We start from the raw sequence: 16,579 nt of genomic DNA, 5'->3' as shown, positions 1-16,579 counted from the left end.
TCATTAAATTATGAGCAATTTACCAATTTCTCAGAAGAACGCAACTTGTTTTTCAATTTGAATTATGACTATAGTAAACACTTCTTTAGGCTACCTGTTTTAATAGAATTTTTGGAGGTCAATTTTGGAGGTTAGTATGGAACTGAAAACCATAACAATTGAAAATCCGGATGAATTAAATTTTATTCTGGGCCATTCTCATTTTATCAAAACCGTTGAAGACATTCATGAAGCTATTGTTTGTACAGTACCCAATGCAAAGTTTGGTGTGGCATTCTGTGAGGCATCCATAGAGCGCCTGGTAAGGTATAGCGGAACAGATGAAGATTTGATTGAACTTGCAAAGAAGAATGCTTTTGAACTTTCTGCAGGTCACTCTTTTATTATTTTTATGAAAGATATGTTTCCCATCAATATTCTCAATACCATTAAAAATGTACCAGAGGTTGCCAGGATTCACTGTGCAACGGCAAATCCCGTGCAGGTTATCGTGGCCCAGACAGATCAGGGACGGGGAATTCTTGGAGTGATTGACGGGTTTTCACCAAAAGGTATCGAGACTGAAGAGGATATTGAAAAAAGAAAAGGATTTTTGAAAATGATCGGGTATAAACTATAGATTCAACCCTGCAACAGCAGGTATGGATTATAAAATTCCATGCCTGCTGTTGTATAAAGTATAAATCCTTAAAATGTAATGATCTGGTATCCCTTTTCAATAAATTCTCCCATGGAAGGGTGACCTGACATGTCACCTATAAAAGGAATGCCTTGTTTTTCAATCTCTTTTTCAACTTTAAGTTTAGCTGAGCATGCCTTGCAGGCTCCGTGCAAAAGGCCCAGTTTTTTTGCTTTCTGATAAAGGGTTGAAAGAAAATGTTCTGGTTTGGCCATTTGAGGAATTAGTGTAACCGCTTCCCCTTCAATGATGATCAAGCCTTCCTGGCCGCGTTCATGAAGATCAATGCCATTGAGAAGAACATGAATAAAACACAGTGGGTCGCCCCGGAATGCAAAAATCACTGATTTTTGATTTGTCATTTTATACTCCTTAAGTATTTGTCGGGATTAAAATTTGTTTATTTTATCATCATGGTTTCCGGCATTCTGACTGCCACCACACTTCCTGTTGCACAAGTTTGACCGTTTGCAAGCACCCTGATATCAACCACCACTTTTTTTCCTTTAATTTGCGCTATTTTACCTCGTGCTTCAAGTTCCACTCCCAAAGGGGTGGGTGCAAGATAATCAACTTTTATGGAAGCTGTTACAAACCGTATGCTGGGTTGAGTATCCATGTCCCGGCCTTCTTGTCGATAAACTGCTGCTGATGCCGATCCTGTTCCGTGGCAATCAACCAGGGACGCGATCAATCCGCCATATACGAATCTGGATGTGGCTGTGTGGTATTCTTTGGGAGAAAATCTTGCAACAGTCTCGTCTCCGTCCCAATAGCTTTTGATCTGTAATCCGTGTTCATTTAGTTTGCCGCAGCCATAGCATTGGCTGAAATCATCTGAATAATAATCTTGAAATGCTTTTTGTTCCATCTTTTATGACTCCTTTGAAAAAAGGTTGTTTTTAGATTATGATAAACAATCAAATTTTTTTATTATCTTTAGATTTGTTGATTTTTGCAATTCTTTTTGTTTTTAGATGTAATAAGATATGTATGACAGCAAGAAAACAGGATAGCAAAAATTTGATTTGGTTATAAAAAAACAGATTATGCGTCAGTGTCAAGAATAAGACCCCGGCCGCTTTTTAATTGATGGATAAGGTGTTCAAATTGAGCATGGGAGATGTCGTGCTTGAACACCTGGGTGATTTTGCCCAAGTTGTCAATGGCGACAACATCAATGAAAATATCATCACCTTCATGGTATACGCAAAGACGGAACGGAGAATTTTTTTCTTCCAGATCCTTATGAGTTTCATCCACAATTTTGATTAATTCATCATAATGTTTTTTAGCTTCCTGACTGTGCTTTTTTCTCTTATGTTTTTTTTTCTCATAAGAATTGATGTTTGGCTTGTCCGGGTGAATGGACTCGCTCTGATTTATTTTGGATATGTCTTTCATTGCCCCATCCAACTTTAAGTGTCAAAGATAAGACTGTTGCAAAAATATTTTTACTCTATGACATATATATCGTACACTGGAACAAAAAACTTAAGTTGCTGATTTTCTTTGGGATTAATTTTTTTTTGATTCCAGGTGCTTCTGGTGTGCCAGCATAAGTTTGATATCACCATATGAAAAACCGTCTCCCAGATTTTGTTTGACGGCTTTGAAGGAATCTGCCGGGCCTTTTGCCAGTGCAGCTTCGATGGCGTTTTGTTTGTCAGGCGAGAGTACTTTGTTGATATCCAATTGGCTGTTTTCTATAAAAAAACACAGGTGACCCTGGATGGTGCTTTCCACAAGACCCCTTTCTTCGGCAATGTCGGCAATGGCCATTCCCTTATTGAACATGTCAAAGCTTGTCTGCATTGTGTTTGATGCGCCTGTGGGTTTTCCTGGGGAGTTTTTTTTTTCTGGTATGTTTTTTGGTTCCGGCAGTATAACCTTTTCTATCCCATGATTTTTACGATATTCCACAACCTGTGCCAAGATTTCTTTGCCGTATTTTTCCAGGGTTTTTTTGCCAACACCGCTTATTTTTTTCAGTTCTGCTTCTGTGTCTGGTAAGCTGACTGCTATCTGGATCAATATTCTTTGGTGGAGAACCTGGAAATGGGCAATGCCGTGAGCCCTGGCTGTTCTTGTCCGCCAGTCTTTAAGCTGCTGGAATAGTTCCGGATGCTCAATGTCTGAAGCACTGTAGGCAGGGGCCTGGGCTTTTTTTATTTTTTCAGGGGTAAAGTCAAGCTCGGCCTTGGATATGGATCGTAAATAATGGGACGGCGAAAATGTGTTTTCACAAGATTGGATGCCGGCGCGTTTGATAATAATGTCTTGCTTTAGATTGTTTAAAGCATTGGCAATTTTTTTGGCAAGTTCTTTGTTGTCTGTCTCTACCTGGAATTTTTGAACAAGATCATCAAAAATCAATGAGAACTGTTCCTGGAACCATGCGGATGCTTTGCGGGTCCGTTCTTGAAGATAATCAGTTGTTTCCGGCAGGCTGTTATCTTCAAAAATGGTACGCAATTGCTGTTTGAATTTTTCACTGACCGTAAAAATATTTTTCCAGGCCATTTCCTGCAAACGGCCCATATCGGTTATGCCGGACAACTGAACCAGGTTGGCATTGCCCAGCAAAAGCCGGACAAGATAGTTGAGACGGTTGTGCAGCAATTGAAAATCAAAGCATTCCATGATCAGTTTTTGCTGAAAGGATATTTTTGCAGTCCGGAGCAGGTCATCAGAGGGCGGGGCCTGCCTGGCCGTTTCAACAAAGTCCAGGACAGCATCATCTGTTTCAATGCCCTGGGAGGGGATCGGAGAACTCAAAACCATGCCCTCAAAAGTTTTACACCTGCTTAAAGCCACATAAACCTGGCCATGGGCAAAAGCTGAGTTGACATCAATGACTGCCTTGTCAAAGGTCAATCCCTGGCTTTTGTGGACAGTTATGGCCCAGGCCGGTTTCAGGGGAAATTGTTTGAATTTGCCGATAATCTCCTCCTGGATCTCCTTGTTTTCCTCATTTACCGTATATTTGATGTTTTCCCATTCAACGGGTTCAACCTCAATCTCTTCTGCTTCGTCAGGGCAGGCAATGCTGATCCGTTCCATGGAAATATCTGTTATTTTTCCGATTTTACCGTTGTAATATCGCTTTTCAGCAGAGTTGTCATTGCGAAGAAACATGACTTGTGCTTCCTCTTTGAGTACCAGGGAACCCGGGGTAGGGTAGGTATGTTCGGGAAAATCCCCGGAAATTTTGGCGTTAAAACGATATTCTTTTCCTGCCAATTCTGCAAGCCGGGTTCTATTGATGGTGTCGGCACTGCTGTTATGGGTGGTCAGTGTGATATAGCCCTGGTCTTTTTCAGGGGTATGGTTTTCAATATACCTCTGGTTTAATTTTTTGATTGAGTCGGCATCAAGCCGGTTGTTGCGGACCCGGTTAAGCAGTTCGATAAACCTGACGTCGGATTGCCGGTAAATATGCTTTAATTCAATGGTCAGCAATTTTGTCCGGGCAAGGGCATGGCTGCTGAAAAAATAAACCGAGTCATAATATTGCTGTAAAAGCTTCCATTCATCTTGTTTTGCCACAGGCGAGAGCTGGTGCAGATCCCCGATCATGAGCAGCTGAACACCGCCAAACGGCTGATCATTTCGGCGGTGCTGCCGAAGTACCGAATCCACTGAATCCAGCAAATCAGCCCGTACCATGCTGATTTCGTCAATCACCAGCAAATCAAGACTCTTGATAATCCGTTTTTTTTCTTTGCTGAATCTGAACATGCGCTGCCGGTTGTTTTCATAGGCATCACTGCCCGGAATGAAAGGTCCAAAGGCCAGCTGAAAAAAAGAATGCAAGGTGACACCGCCGGCATTAATGGCTGCAACCCCGGTAGGGGCGGTTATGATCATTCGTTTTGCAGTATCTTTTTTCAGGTCATGCAAAAATGTGGTTTTGCCGGTGCCGGCTTTTCCCGTTAAAAAAATATGGCTGTCCGTGTATTGAACAAATTCCCGGGCCAGCTGAAGTTCATGGTTTATTGATGGTGTGGATGCCATATGGTTTTCCAATCATGTGCGATTAATTTTAAAAAAGCAGCCGATGCCGGATAAATTTGGGTGCATGGGAACAAATTGAGGCCAGTATGAAGACAAATAATACGACAAGTGTGGCCGACACCATTTTGTGGTATGCCAGTCCCAGAATAACCAATTTGAGGATAGTGCTGAATCCGGATACTTCTCTGAATAACTGCCTGTGTCTCAGGCCTTCTGTGACCATCAGTATGACACCGCTTACGGCAACAAGAATAAGATATAAAGGCGGCAGGGTAATCATGTCCTTCAGGAGAAATGAGGCCAGGAAGACACCCGCCCCTACTTGATGGAGCGCCCTGACAAATATCGAAAAGATTAAAACCCAATAGGGTCGATCACCTATGCGGCCCATTTTGACTTTTACAATTTCTTTTGTATCACTTCCATTGCTCATCTCTTTTATACAACCTCCTTATGAATGGTTTTAATTATTAGCACAGAAACTTAGCCTGATCAATGAGAGCTTTGCGGATTATTCTTGAAACATATTTGATTCCAGCAAGTTATAAGTTTTCTATAACTGCCACGGGCAGAACTGGTATTTCAGCTTGGTTTGCCCACAACAAAGATTGAAAGTCACTGTTTGGATTTTTTAAGACTTTCATATAAAACTTATATAGGCAACCCTTGTATTTTATTCAGGTTTGTCGTCAATAAAGATTGAGTGTCTTTGTGTGAATTTTTTAAGGTTTTTATGAAAAATTTCAGGTAAAAAAAGGGGGAGGATGAGGTAGAGATGATCGTGGATTGTATGCCTGTAAAGTTGAAGGCCATCTGTCCCTCTGATGGCCTTCAACTTAATTTTTACGCTTTTAGCTTTAATCGAATCAGTTTTTATATCAGTCTTTTATGTCAGCATGGTATTCCTGTAGGGATTTTACCTTGCCGGTTCCATTCTTTCGTGCTGCAATCCCTTTGGCAGCCGCGACCGCTGCTGCAGTGGTGGTAATATTCAAGATATTGTATTTGATGGCGGATTTACGGATATAGGAGCTGTCATGCTGGCTTTGTCGGCCGCTGGGGGTGTTGATGACAAGTTGGATGTTTCCGTTTTTGATGGCATCAATCAGGTTGGGACGGCCATAGCCAAGTTTATTCACCAGTTCACACTCGACTCCCTGTTCAACCAGAAAATCATAGGTTCCTTTGGTGGCAATGATGTTAAATCCCATGTCCCTGAAAAGCCTGACAGACTCAAGAGCCGGGTATTTATCACGGTCTGCAATGGTAAACAACACGCTGCCTTCAAGGGGCAATGGAAGCTGGACAGCCTGCTGGGATTTGAAAAATGCAAGTCCGAAGCTGTCGGCCATACCGAGAACTTCACCGGTTGATCTCATCTCAGGTCCGAGCAGGGGGTCCACTTCGGGAAACATGTTGAACGGGAAAACCGCCTCTTTGACGCCAAAGTGAGGGATCTCCCGATGTTTAATATTCATGTCCTCTATTTTTTCTCCGAGCATCAGCTGGGTTGCGATACGGGCCATGGAGATATTACATACCTTGGAAACCAGCGGCACGGTCCGCGATGCCCTGGGATTGGCTTCGATAATATAAACGGTGTTGTCGTGTATGGCATACTGAATATTCATCAGCCCGACCACATTAAGTTCTGTGGCAATGGCTTTGGTGTATTCTGTTATGGTGTCAATGTGTTTGGGGGGGATGCTCACCGGCGGTATGACACAGGCTGAATCACCTGAATGAATCCCGGCAAGTTCAATATGCTCCATCACGCTGGGTACAAACACTTCCGTACCGTCCGATATGGCATCGGCTTCGGCTTCAATTGCATTGTCCAGAAATTTATCAATGAGAATCGGACGTTCAGGTGAAACATCCACGGCTGCCGCCATGTAATGCCTGAGCATGTCATCATCATGGATAATCTCCATGGCCCGTCCTCCAAGAACATAGGACGGCCTGACCATAAGGGGATAACCGATTGTATCGGCAATTTTCAGTGCCTCATCAATATCAATGGCCATGCCTGCTTTGGGCTGAGGGATGCCCAGCTTGCGCATAATTTTGCGGAATCTGTCACGGTCTTCGGCAAGGTCAATGGTTTCAGGTGTGGTGCCCAGAATCTTCACCCCGGCCTGGGCCAGTTCATTGGCAATGTTTAGAGGTGTCTGGCCTCCGAACTGGACAATAACTCCTTCTGGTTTTTCTTTTTCATAAATACTTAAGACATCTTCAACGGTCAGAGGTTCAAAATATAATTTATCGGATGTGTCATAATCCGTGGAAACGGTTTCCGGGTTGCAGTTGACCATGATGGATTCATATCCGGCATCCCGGATGGCAAAAGCCGCATGAACGCAGCAGTAATCAAATTCAATTCCCTGGCCGATTCGGTTGGGTCCGCCGCCCAGCACCATGATTTTTTTCCGGCTGCTGACAGGTACGCTGTCCGGGGCGTTATAGGTGGAATAATAATAGGCCGCGTTTTCAACACCGCTTACCGGAACAGGTTCCCATGATTCTGCAAGGCCAAGTGACAGACGTTTTTCCCGGATTTGCTCTTCCGGTACGTTCAGCAGCTGAGCCAGGTATTTGTCGGCAAAACCGTCTTTTTTGGCTTGAATCAACAGGTCGTCAGGAAGGAGTTTACCTTTGTATGAAATGATTTTTTCTTCCAGGTCAACCAACTCTTTCATCTGCTCAATCCACCATGCCTTGATATGGGTTTTGTCTGTGAGAGCCTGGATGTCGGCACCTTTGCGAAGAGCTTCGTACATGATAAACTGGCGTTCACTGCTGGGCCGGTTGAGCATGGTCATGAGTTCATCCAGTGATTTGTCATTAAAGTCTTTGGCAAACCCCAGACCGTAACGGCTGATTTCCAGGCTGCGGATGGCTTTTTGAAGGGCTTCCTTATAGTTTTTGCCGATGGACATAACTTCTCCCACGGCCCGCATCTGTGTGCCCAGAACATCTTCCACGCCTTCAAATTTCTCAAAGGCCCAGCGGGGAAATTTGGTCACCACATAATCTCCGGAAGGGGTGTATTTGTCCAGGGTTTTGTCACGCCAGTAGGGAATCTCATCCAGTGTCAGGCCACCTGCCAGCAGGGCGGAGACAAGGGCGATGGGAAAACCTGTGGCCTTGGATGCCAGGGCAGAGGAGCGGGATGTGCGCGGATTGATTTCAATGACCACGACACGACCGGTTTTGGGATCATGGGCCATCTGGACATTGGTGCCGCCGATCACTTCAATGGCTTCAACGATTTTATAGGCATATTTTTGCAGACGCTGCTGCAGTTCTTCATCAATGGTCAGCATGGGGGCGGTGCAGAAACTGTCACCCGTGTGAACGCCCATGGCATCCACATTTTCAATAAAACAAACCGTAATCATCTGGTTTTTTGCGTCCCTGACAACTTCCAGCTCCAGTTCTTCCCAGCCCAGGACCGATTCTTCCACCAAAATCTGATCCACCATGCTGGCAGCTATACCCCGGGCTGCAATGGTTTGAAGCTCTTCACGGTTATATACAAGGCCGCCGCCGGTGCCGCCCATGGTATAAGCCGGTCGGATCACCACTGGGTATCCAAGCTCTTCGGCTGTTTTTTCGGCGTCTTGAACTGTGTTGACTGTCCTGCTTTTGGGCATTGCAATGCCTAACTTTTCCATTGTTTCTTTAAAGGCTGTGCGGTCTTCTCCGCGTTTGATGGCCTCCATATCAACCCCGATAATCTTGACGCCATATTGTTTCAACACACCGGCTTCGTTCAATTCGGAAGACAGGTTTAATGCGGATTGACCGCCCAGATTGGGCAGCAGGGCATCCGGCCGTTCCTTGTCAATGATTTTGGTTAGCACCTTAAGGTTCAATGGTTCTATATAGGTGATATCGGCTGTTTCGGGATCGGTCATGATGGTGGCCGGATTGGAGTTGACCAGTACGATTTCATAGCCAAGACCGCGCAGGGCTTTGCAGGCCTGGGTGCCGGAATAGTCGAATTCACAAGCCTGGCCGATAATGATTGGCCCGGAGCCGATAATGAGTATTTTGTTGATGTCATTGCGTTTTGGCATAAGTTTTCCTTGGTTGTTGTTTGGGTTTGCTGTTACGGAAAATCAGGGTTCAGTGAAAATGGGTATAAAATTTTTGCATCTTTTACGGCCTTTTAAAAATAATTTGTTTTCATTTTTTGCAGGCTCTGATTGCATTGCTGAGCTGTGCCGGGGTTGTGCAGGCAAACGCAGTTTTATTGTTCGGTTCACGGTGTCCGGTTCAACTCCTTTTGTGCGCCCATTTTTTATGAGCGCGTATTTCCGGGGTGTTCAGCCCCCTGTAAATGAGCCCTGTTAATTTGGCTGTTTTTAACATAAGTATTGACTGAAAACAAGAGTGCGGCTGTTCGGTAATATTTCTAAGCGCTTTTGTCATAGGTCATTCATATCAAGCCATTCAGCAAGTTATTCAGACATGATTTTTGACTCATGATTTGTTGAGACGTGACGACAAAAACAGTTTTGCCGATAAAATACAAAACAGCCCGTTTGTGCCAAGCCAGAGACGATCAAGGTTCAACCCTGGAATCCATCGGACATCGGCATGATCGAACAGATCCCATATCAGATGAGAGCCTAAACCAACCCCAAATGATGCTATAATTGCTGCAGGGACAAAAGACCTGAACCGCTTTGCAGGAATCAATAAGATAAAGAACAATAATCCGCTATGGAATAAAGGATTTCGGTGTCCGCCAATACCCAGGAGTTTTATGTCCAGATCTGAAAATACAGTCCCCAAATAGCATGGAACCAGGGAGATAAGGAACAAGGAAAATAATTTGATTCGTGAGGTTTTGTCATCTGCAAATGTATAAACAAATCCCATGAGCGTTATGATTCCAACCAGGCTATGAGCTTCCCTGTAGGCACTTTTTTGATCAAATAATTTGAGTATAACTATATTGGTTATAACTGCAACTGTTAAAAGAAAAACCAAAACCATCAGTGGTTTTTTCGATTTTTGGGTTAAACCTTCAAACATTGTTTTAACCGATCAGGATCAGACCTGAAGCTTATGTGTAATTTTATATTGTTTGATTTTTCGCCAGAGTGTTGTTCGGCCGATACCCAGTTTTTTCGCAGCAAGGCTTTGATTCCAATTGCAGTATTTAAGAACGTTTAAAATCTGCTCACTCTCAGTCATTGAAAGAGAAGAAGGAGATGGTGTTAATTTGTGGCTTTGGACCGGTGGCAGAAGAGATATAATATCCGATTCGTTGCAAACAGGTTTATCCAGCAGAAGTATCATTCGTTCTATAAAATTTTCAAGTTCTCTTATATTTCCCTGCCAGTGTCGCTCCATGATCAAGTCCATGGCCTTTTTGTCAATTTTTATAGGTTTTTTAAGAAATTTTTTGCTCAGGTTGTTGATGAAAAAACCAATCAGCAGAGGGATGTCTTCTTTTCTCTCCTCAAGTGATGGTAATACAATTGGAATAACACACAATCTAAAATAAAGATCTTCCCTGAAATTTCCTGCTGAAACTTCTTCCAGAAGGTCTTTATTCGTTGCACAAATAATCCTGACATCAACAGGATAGGTGGAAGTACTTCCAACGGGAGTTACATTTTTTTCCTGCAATACCCTCAGAAGTCTTGCCTGCATGGCTTTTGACATTTCCGACACTTCGTCTAAAAATAAAGTGCCGGTATGAGCAGCACAGAAAAGGCCGTGCTTATCAGCATCTGCACCCGTAAAACTTCCCTTGATATGTCCGAACAGTTCACTTTCAAGGAGTGTATCGGAAAAAGCCGCACAATTTACGGGCAGAAAAATTTTGTCCTTTCTAAGGGATAGACTGTGAATGGTTTTGGCAATCAGTTCTTTTCCTGTACCCGAATCTCCATGGATCATCAGGCAACTGTCGGTAGGGGCCACTTTTCGAATGATTTCCAAGGCATTGCGCAAGGGTTTGCTTTTGCCGACAATTTTATGAAATTCTTTTGCTTTTGGCTGGTCAATTGATTTGAATCTCTTTTTTTTGAGGATCTTATTGATTTTTTTAATCAATTCCTTGTTGGAAAATCCTTTTGTAATATAGTCATCAGCCCCCATTGTCATTGCATCAACTGCATTTTCAATGGTTCCAAATGCAGTCATGATAATCACATGGATTCCTGATCTGAATGCCTTGGCATCTTTGAGTACTTGTAAGCCGTCATAGGGCTTTTTCATACGAAGATCCGTTAATACCAGGTCGAAATCTTCTTTAACCAGAAGGCATTTTGCATCAGTTGGATTTTTTGCGGTAACGACATGAAAACCATTTCTGCGCAAAAGAATAGAAAGACTTGTCAATACGGATTCCTGGTCATCAACCAGAAGGATTTTTGTCATTTGTCCTCCGATCCTGTTTTCAGTTTAAATTAACCGCATATTATTGTTTTATGACATCAGTGGCAATACAATAGTAAATCGTGTTCCAAAAGAATTTTGTTCAAATTTAATGCTGCCCTGATGTAATTCAACTGCTTGCTTTACAAGAGCAAGGCCCATGCCAAGTCCATGTTCTTTTGTGGTAAAAAAAGGTTTGAAAAGATCTTTGTTCATTTCAGGATCAATGTCTTTGCCTGAATCTTCCACAATTAATATAATATTTTTTCTTATCCCTTTTGTATTTTTCCATTCAGTGATAACCTTTATGATACCTTTGATATATCAAGAATTCGTCCATCAGTATATCTTTGGGTTTCAAACTCATAAATTGATCGGTTTTTAAGCAATTGTTTCATTCCCTTTTTTGCCTGCTCAATCAAGTGATCTGGAATGAATTTAATGTTTTTTCCCTTTACCTCTTTCAAGGTACAGCCAAAGATTCTTTCAAATGCAGGATTGATTTATTCAACTTTTTTATCAAGTGTGAATGCAAACACCGGGGTCAGGCAGGAATTTTAAGAGTGTGTGGAGCCGTTTTTGTGCAAGACGGCTTTTCTGGTACAATCTTCTGAACGACCTGAAAAATGATTCAAAATTTATTATTTTTTAGGTCGTTATTATCAAATTATATGTCTCATGGCAACACTTATGGACTAATGGGGCAGGGTGAACGCATTAAAATTTGGCATGTTTTTTGATTTTAATAAATTTAAATAGTTATAGAATTAATGAATTTTAAAAAACTAAAAAAACATTTCAACTACATCTTTCAATCGACTGAATTTATTACAACCGTTTTTTTTAATGCGTTTGCCCTGACCCCTCCCAAAAAGTTATCCAATTCCTTCAAAACATTTTTTCAGGTGAGGGGGTTGAATGGCAGTGTTGCCTGTAAAAAAACTGACGGCAATGGTAACCGCAAGAGAAAGGGGAAGTGCAACGATGATGGGATCAACAACCATCCATGGAAAGGTTTCAATTAAAAAAGGTTTCCCAAAGATCGCCTGGGATATCCCTAAGGCAACGGCTTCTTTTTTATGGATAAATACCAGCCAGAAGATTGAACTTAGTGCGCCGGTGAACATACCTGAAATAGCACCTATCCGGGTTACGCCTTTCCAGTATATACCCAGCATGAACATGGGCAGGAAGGTGGCTGCAGCGATGCCGAAAAACATGGCGGTTGCTCTGGCAATGATACTGATGGGAAGGATATACCCAAGCAAAAGGCTCAGGAGAATACCGGCAACAATGCCTGTGCGGATAAGAAACATTGATTGTTTCTGGGAACCCCTATTGTCTTTTGTGATCATGCTTTCGTACAGATCCTTGCCTATGGAGGCACCCATTACATGGAAGAGACTGGACAGGGTTGAAATAGCAGCGGCAATAAGGGTCAGCATAAAAATATATGCAAACCATTCCGGCATACATGTTTTAATAAACAGCGGAATCACCTTGTCAAAATTGCCTCCAACCATTTCCAATGCTGTTTTTCCAAAATTTTTAAAAAAATAGGCATTAGACAATGCGCCCACAACAAAAGCAACACCGGTCATTGAAAATATAAAAATCCCCCCTATAAGGGTGGCCCGGTTCAGGGATTTATTACTTTTAACGGTCATGAACTTAACGGCCAGCTGGGGTTGTGCAAGGGTTCCAATTCCGACACCAAGGACCAGTGTGGATATCACTACCCACCAGAGGGCTGAGCCGAATTTCGGCATACTGGTCCACCCCTGGTGGCCTATGGCCTGTAATTTTGCCGGCACAAGGTGGACCATGTCGGTTAAAAGAACATGAGCATTAGTAAATCCGCCAAGCTGGACATAGGTGTAAATGATAAGGAATGCCATACCCAGAAACATGATGGAGCCCTGGAACGCATCTGCATACATCACGCCTTTTAATCCCCCTGTGGTGACATATACGGTAATAATGGCAGTGAAAACAATTAAGGCCGTAATATAGCTTATTCCAAGGCCGGTTTCAAGAAATCTTGCCGCACCAATGAGAACAGCTCCCGCATAAAGGGGCATGAATACAAAAATAATCAGACTGGAAAAAGCCCTTATAAGGTTTGAATCATAACGTTTTCCCAAAAGATCCGGGAATGTTGTGGCTTCCAGGTTTTGTCCCATCTGCCGGGTTCTTTTTCCGAAAAAGACAAAGGCGATGAAAATACCGACGAATATGGTAAAAAAAGTCAACCATAACAGCCCCATGCCAAATGCGCCTGCAGCTCCACCAAATCCTATTATTGCAGACGTACTGATAAAGGCGGCCCCATAGGAAAGTGCCATGATAAAAGGATTGATTTCTCCGCCAGCAACAAGATAATCTTTGGTCGAGTTTGTATGTTTGTATCCCAAGTACCCTAGATAGGCGATTAATCCGACATAGATCACAATAATACTGTTTAATAACGTGTAGTTCATGGCCTTTATATACTCCTGAAATTAATTAGGTTAGACGAGTTGACAAATCCTGTTTGATTTTAATCCTTGTTCCAGTTTATCGCTCCGTATACAACACAAAGCAGTGTACTTAAAGCGGATAAACCGTATGCCATAAGTATTCCGATATCTGTTAATCCAAACATTTTTTTACCTCCTGATAAATTGATTTAAACGGTTTGTATTTTTTTACACAATCTTAGAGCTGCAGCATCTTTGTTCATTGTTTACTTAAAGCAAATTAAATGCCAAATGGATTTTTAGGCCTGCTCTCCAAGTTGACGTGACTGTAGCAAATATAAGAAAAACAGTTTAAGGGGTTACCTCTGTGGATGGTTTTAATTTTTTATTCCGGAGAAATTAAATGAGACTAAATTATTTTTTGATAATTCTTGCTTTTTGAGGAGATTTAAATGGTTCAGGTATTTGTTTCAAGTTGAAACGCTTTGCTTCGAAGTGAAACAGAATTATGCAGCAAGGGTTTGCTTTTGCCGATAATTTTATGAAACTCTTTTTTTATTCAATTCCTTGTTGGAAAATCCTTTTGTAACATAGTCATCAGCCCCCATTGTCATTGCATCAACTTCATTTTCAATGGTTCCAAAGGCAGTCATGATGATCACATGGATTCCTGATCTTAATGCCTTGGCATCTTTGAGTACTTGTAAGCCGTCATAGGGCTTTTTCATACGAAGATCCGTTAATACCAGGTCGAAATCTTATTTAACCAGATGGCATTTTGCATCAGTTGGATTTTTTGCGGTAACGACATGAAAACCATTTCTGCGCAAAAGAATAGAAAGACTTGTCAATACGGATTCCTGGTCATCAACCAGAAGGATTTTTGTCATTTGTCCTCTGATCCTGTTTTCAGTTTAAATTAACCGCATATTATTGTTTTATGACATCAGTGGCAATACAATAGTAAATCGTGTTCCAAAAGAATTTTGTTCAAATTTAATGCTGCCCTGATGCAATTCAACCGCTTGCTTTACAAGAGCAAGGCCCATGCCAAGTCCATGTTCTTTTGTGGTAAAAAAAGGCTTGAAAAGATCTTTGCTCATTTCAGGATCAATTCCTTTGCCTGAATCTTCCACAATTAATATAATATTTTTTCTTATCCCTTTTGTGTTTTTCCATTCAGTGATAACCTTTATGATACCCTGGTCTTCTATTGCGTCTCTGGCATTTTGAACAAGGTTCCAGATAATTTGTGAGAGTCTGTTTTTATCCAGGTACGCCTTGGGTAAATCATGGGCAAGGCTTGTTTCTATGATAATGGAAGATCCAAAGTCATTCCTTGATTTTGCTTGTTTGCATATTTTTTTAACCAGGTCGTTGAGCTGGGTATGTGTTCTGTTCAGTACAGGTGGCCGGGCATAGAGCAAAAATTCCCGGATAACGGTTTCAAGTGTTCTGGCCTCGGTGTGTATGACTTGTGCCAGAGTGGCTTCCTCACTGTCATGATTAGGACTGTCCAGAAGCATCTCGCTGGCTGAACAGATGGATAAAAGAGGATTGCGCATCTCATGGGCTATGCCGGCGGCAAGCTCCCCGATTACAGCCATTTTCTGGGACTGTGTCAGTTTCCTTTTAAGGGTGATCTCTTCTGTGAGGTTTTTAATATAGCAAAAAACATGGGGAGGTGTTTCATGTGTTTCAGAAAGTGGAATTGTAAGCACTTCAGCAGAAAAAGCCTGGCCTGAAACAGGGGTGAATCGTTTGAGGGCATAGCCTGGAATGCCCTGACCCCATGTGTCTTCCATGGGACATTCTTTGCAGGGCTTATCTTGTCCCATAAAAAAGGTATGGCACGGAATATTCATGATTTTATTTTCATCAATTCCCAGGCTTTTCATCAGAGCGGGATTAATGAATGCAATCGTGTGGTCCGGTGAAATAATACAGGCACCGCTGGACATGGCTTTGAAGATTCCCATAAGCTTGTCCCAGGAGTGTTCCTCCATGCGGGAAAGATAGATATGACGGGTGAGAAACATGACACAGCCCCCTGCGATAATGATCACCAGAATGACAAACGCCAGAAGTTTTTTTTCCTTGATAAAGGTTTTTTGCATAAATTGCTTGATTTCTTCAATTGGTGTACAGATGGCAACCGAACAAACTCTCTGGCCTATCTTGAGAGGGCTGAATGCCGCTGATTTATCAATAAAGTGATAGGTGTAATTGCCAAGACCTTCCTCTCCTTTCTTCATTCGTGATGTCAATGCTTCAAGTCCTTTTTCACCTGGATGGTCAAACAGGGCATTGATATTTTTTCCCGTCCATCCCATTTCAATGGGATTGATGGTAACCGTACCATCATCATCCATCATCCATCCGTAACCGTTTGCAGAGAGTCTAAACGGTTCAAAAAACAGGGTGCGAAGTTTGTCTACGCTGACTGTAGCGGCAACCAGTCCATCAAAGACTGTTTTTTTATTTTCAATCCGTAGAATGGGACAGGAAAGAACAATGGTCCAGTAATCAGCTTGAACCTTAATAAATTTGCTGACGTGGGGTTTAAGGCTTTCTTTGGTCTGAATAAAATAATTTCGAAATAAAAAAGTTTTGCCGCGTGCAACATTTTTAGGGTAAATGTTGGTCATGATCCCATTGGCATCAAGTTTGTAAAAATGAATCACATCATGGTTGCTTTTTTTATAAAACTGTTCCAGGGTCAGGTCGATGTCGTTTTGATTTTGTCCTGTAATATTGGGATATTGACTGAGCAATGTCAAATCCCTTAAAATGTCTTCAAAAAATTTTTCAATCCCGTTTGCAGTCTGCCGGGCAAGGTGTATCTGCTGATTATTAAATTGTTCCAGAACATCATTGGTCATGCTGCTTCGATACTCTGATGACAGGATCAAGGTTTCTATCACAATAAAAAGAGTAAAAAGTCCTATGAAGAATATAATCAAATGGATTTTGGTAAAATCTTTATAATAATATTTTTTTTTCATAAAAAAATCCATGACAGCGT

At 42.0% G+C, this 16,579-nt stretch carries 16 protein-coding genes; 1 reads left to right on the top strand and 15 read right to left on the bottom strand.

The genetic code is table 11. From position 1 onward, the window contains the following. Positions 1-136 precede the first annotated feature (136 nt). Positions 137-619, top strand: a complete 483-nt coding sequence (locus tag TOL2_RS19335; RefSeq protein WP_014958973.1) for an adenosine-specific kinase — start codon at positions 137-139, stop codon at positions 617-619. Positions 620-687: 68 nt separating this feature from the next. Here TOL2_RS19335 and TOL2_RS19330 read toward each other — a convergent pair whose 3' ends face one another. From TOL2_RS19330 to TOL2_RS19270, 15 genes are all read right to left on the bottom strand, one after another. Beyond that, positions 688-1,041: a DsrE family protein gene (locus tag TOL2_RS19330; RefSeq protein WP_014958972.1), complete on the bottom strand. Its 354-nt coding sequence runs from the start codon at positions 1,039-1,041 to the stop codon at positions 688-690. 38 nt (positions 1,042-1,079) lie between these two features. Next, positions 1,080-1,550, bottom strand: a complete 471-nt coding sequence (locus tag TOL2_RS19325) for a PaaI family thioesterase (protein WP_014958971.1) — start codon at positions 1,548-1,550, stop codon at positions 1,080-1,082. A gap of 176 nt (positions 1,551-1,726) precedes the next feature. Then, positions 1,727-2,083, bottom strand: a complete 357-nt coding sequence (locus TOL2_RS19320; RefSeq protein ID WP_014958970.1) for a hypothetical protein — start codon at positions 2,081-2,083, stop codon at positions 1,727-1,729. A 114-nt stretch (positions 2,084-2,197) separates the two neighbouring features. Beyond that, positions 2,198-4,696, bottom strand: a complete 2,499-nt coding sequence (locus TOL2_RS19315; RefSeq protein ID WP_014958969.1) for a helix-turn-helix domain-containing protein — start codon at positions 4,694-4,696, stop codon at positions 2,198-2,200. 28 nt (positions 4,697-4,724) lie between these two features. Next, positions 4,725-5,129: a hypothetical protein gene (locus tag TOL2_RS19310; protein WP_014958968.1), complete on the bottom strand. Its 405-nt coding sequence runs from the start codon at positions 5,127-5,129 to the stop codon at positions 4,725-4,727. Positions 5,130-5,574: 445 nt separating this feature from the next. Then, entirely contained in the window at positions 5,575-8,778 is a 3,204-nt protein-coding gene (carB, locus tag TOL2_RS19305; protein ID WP_014958967.1) for a carbamoyl-phosphate synthase large subunit, read from the bottom strand. A 406-nt stretch (positions 8,779-9,184) separates the two neighbouring features. After that, positions 9,185-9,742 (bottom strand): hypothetical protein, encoded by a 558-nt coding sequence (locus TOL2_RS19295; RefSeq protein WP_014958965.1) that lies wholly within the window; start codon positions 9,740-9,742, stop codon positions 9,185-9,187. A gap of 18 nt (positions 9,743-9,760) precedes the next feature. After that, on the bottom strand, positions 9,761-11,098 hold the full coding sequence (locus tag TOL2_RS19290; protein WP_014958964.1) for a sigma-54-dependent transcriptional regulator: 1,338 nt from the start codon (positions 11,096-11,098) through the stop codon (positions 9,761-9,763). A 48-nt stretch (positions 11,099-11,146) separates the two neighbouring features. Further along, positions 11,147-11,395, bottom strand: a complete 249-nt coding sequence (locus TOL2_RS19285) for an ATP-binding protein (RefSeq protein WP_332370624.1) — start codon at positions 11,393-11,395, stop codon at positions 11,147-11,149. A gap of 5 nt (positions 11,396-11,400) precedes the next feature. Further along, the gene (locus tag TOL2_RS25675) at positions 11,401-11,562 is read right to left on the bottom strand and encodes a hypothetical protein (protein WP_232507968.1); all 162 of its coding nucleotides are present in this window, start codon (positions 11,560-11,562) and stop codon (positions 11,401-11,403) included. A gap of 408 nt (positions 11,563-11,970) precedes the next feature. Then, entirely contained in the window at positions 11,971-13,575 is a 1,605-nt protein-coding gene (locus TOL2_RS19280) for a sodium:solute symporter family protein (protein WP_014958962.1), read from the bottom strand. Between the two features lie 59 nt (positions 13,576-13,634). Then, entirely contained in the window at positions 13,635-13,739 is a 105-nt protein-coding gene (locus TOL2_RS25895) for a symporter small accessory protein (protein ID WP_332370614.1), read from the bottom strand. Between the two features lie 354 nt (positions 13,740-14,093). After that, complete coding sequence (locus TOL2_RS19275) at positions 14,094-14,303, bottom strand: response regulator (RefSeq protein WP_269764206.1); 210 nt, start codon at positions 14,301-14,303, stop codon at positions 14,094-14,096. 9 nt (positions 14,304-14,312) lie between these two features. After that, entirely contained in the window at positions 14,313-14,444 is a 132-nt protein-coding gene (locus TOL2_RS25835) for a response regulator (protein ID WP_269764185.1), read from the bottom strand. A 48-nt stretch (positions 14,445-14,492) separates the two neighbouring features. After that, entirely contained in the window at positions 14,493-16,559 is a 2,067-nt protein-coding gene (locus TOL2_RS19270; protein ID WP_158406145.1) for a sensor histidine kinase, read from the bottom strand. Positions 16,560-16,579 lie beyond the last annotated feature (20 nt).

The organism is Desulfobacula toluolica Tol2, from assembly GCF_000307105.1.
GTDB classification, from domain to species: domain Bacteria; phylum Desulfobacterota; class Desulfobacteria; order Desulfobacterales; family Desulfobacteraceae; genus Desulfobacula; species Desulfobacula toluolica.
The sequence above is the reverse complement of the archived record's forward strand: the minus strand, read 5'-3'. Positions and strand labels throughout refer to the sequence as shown.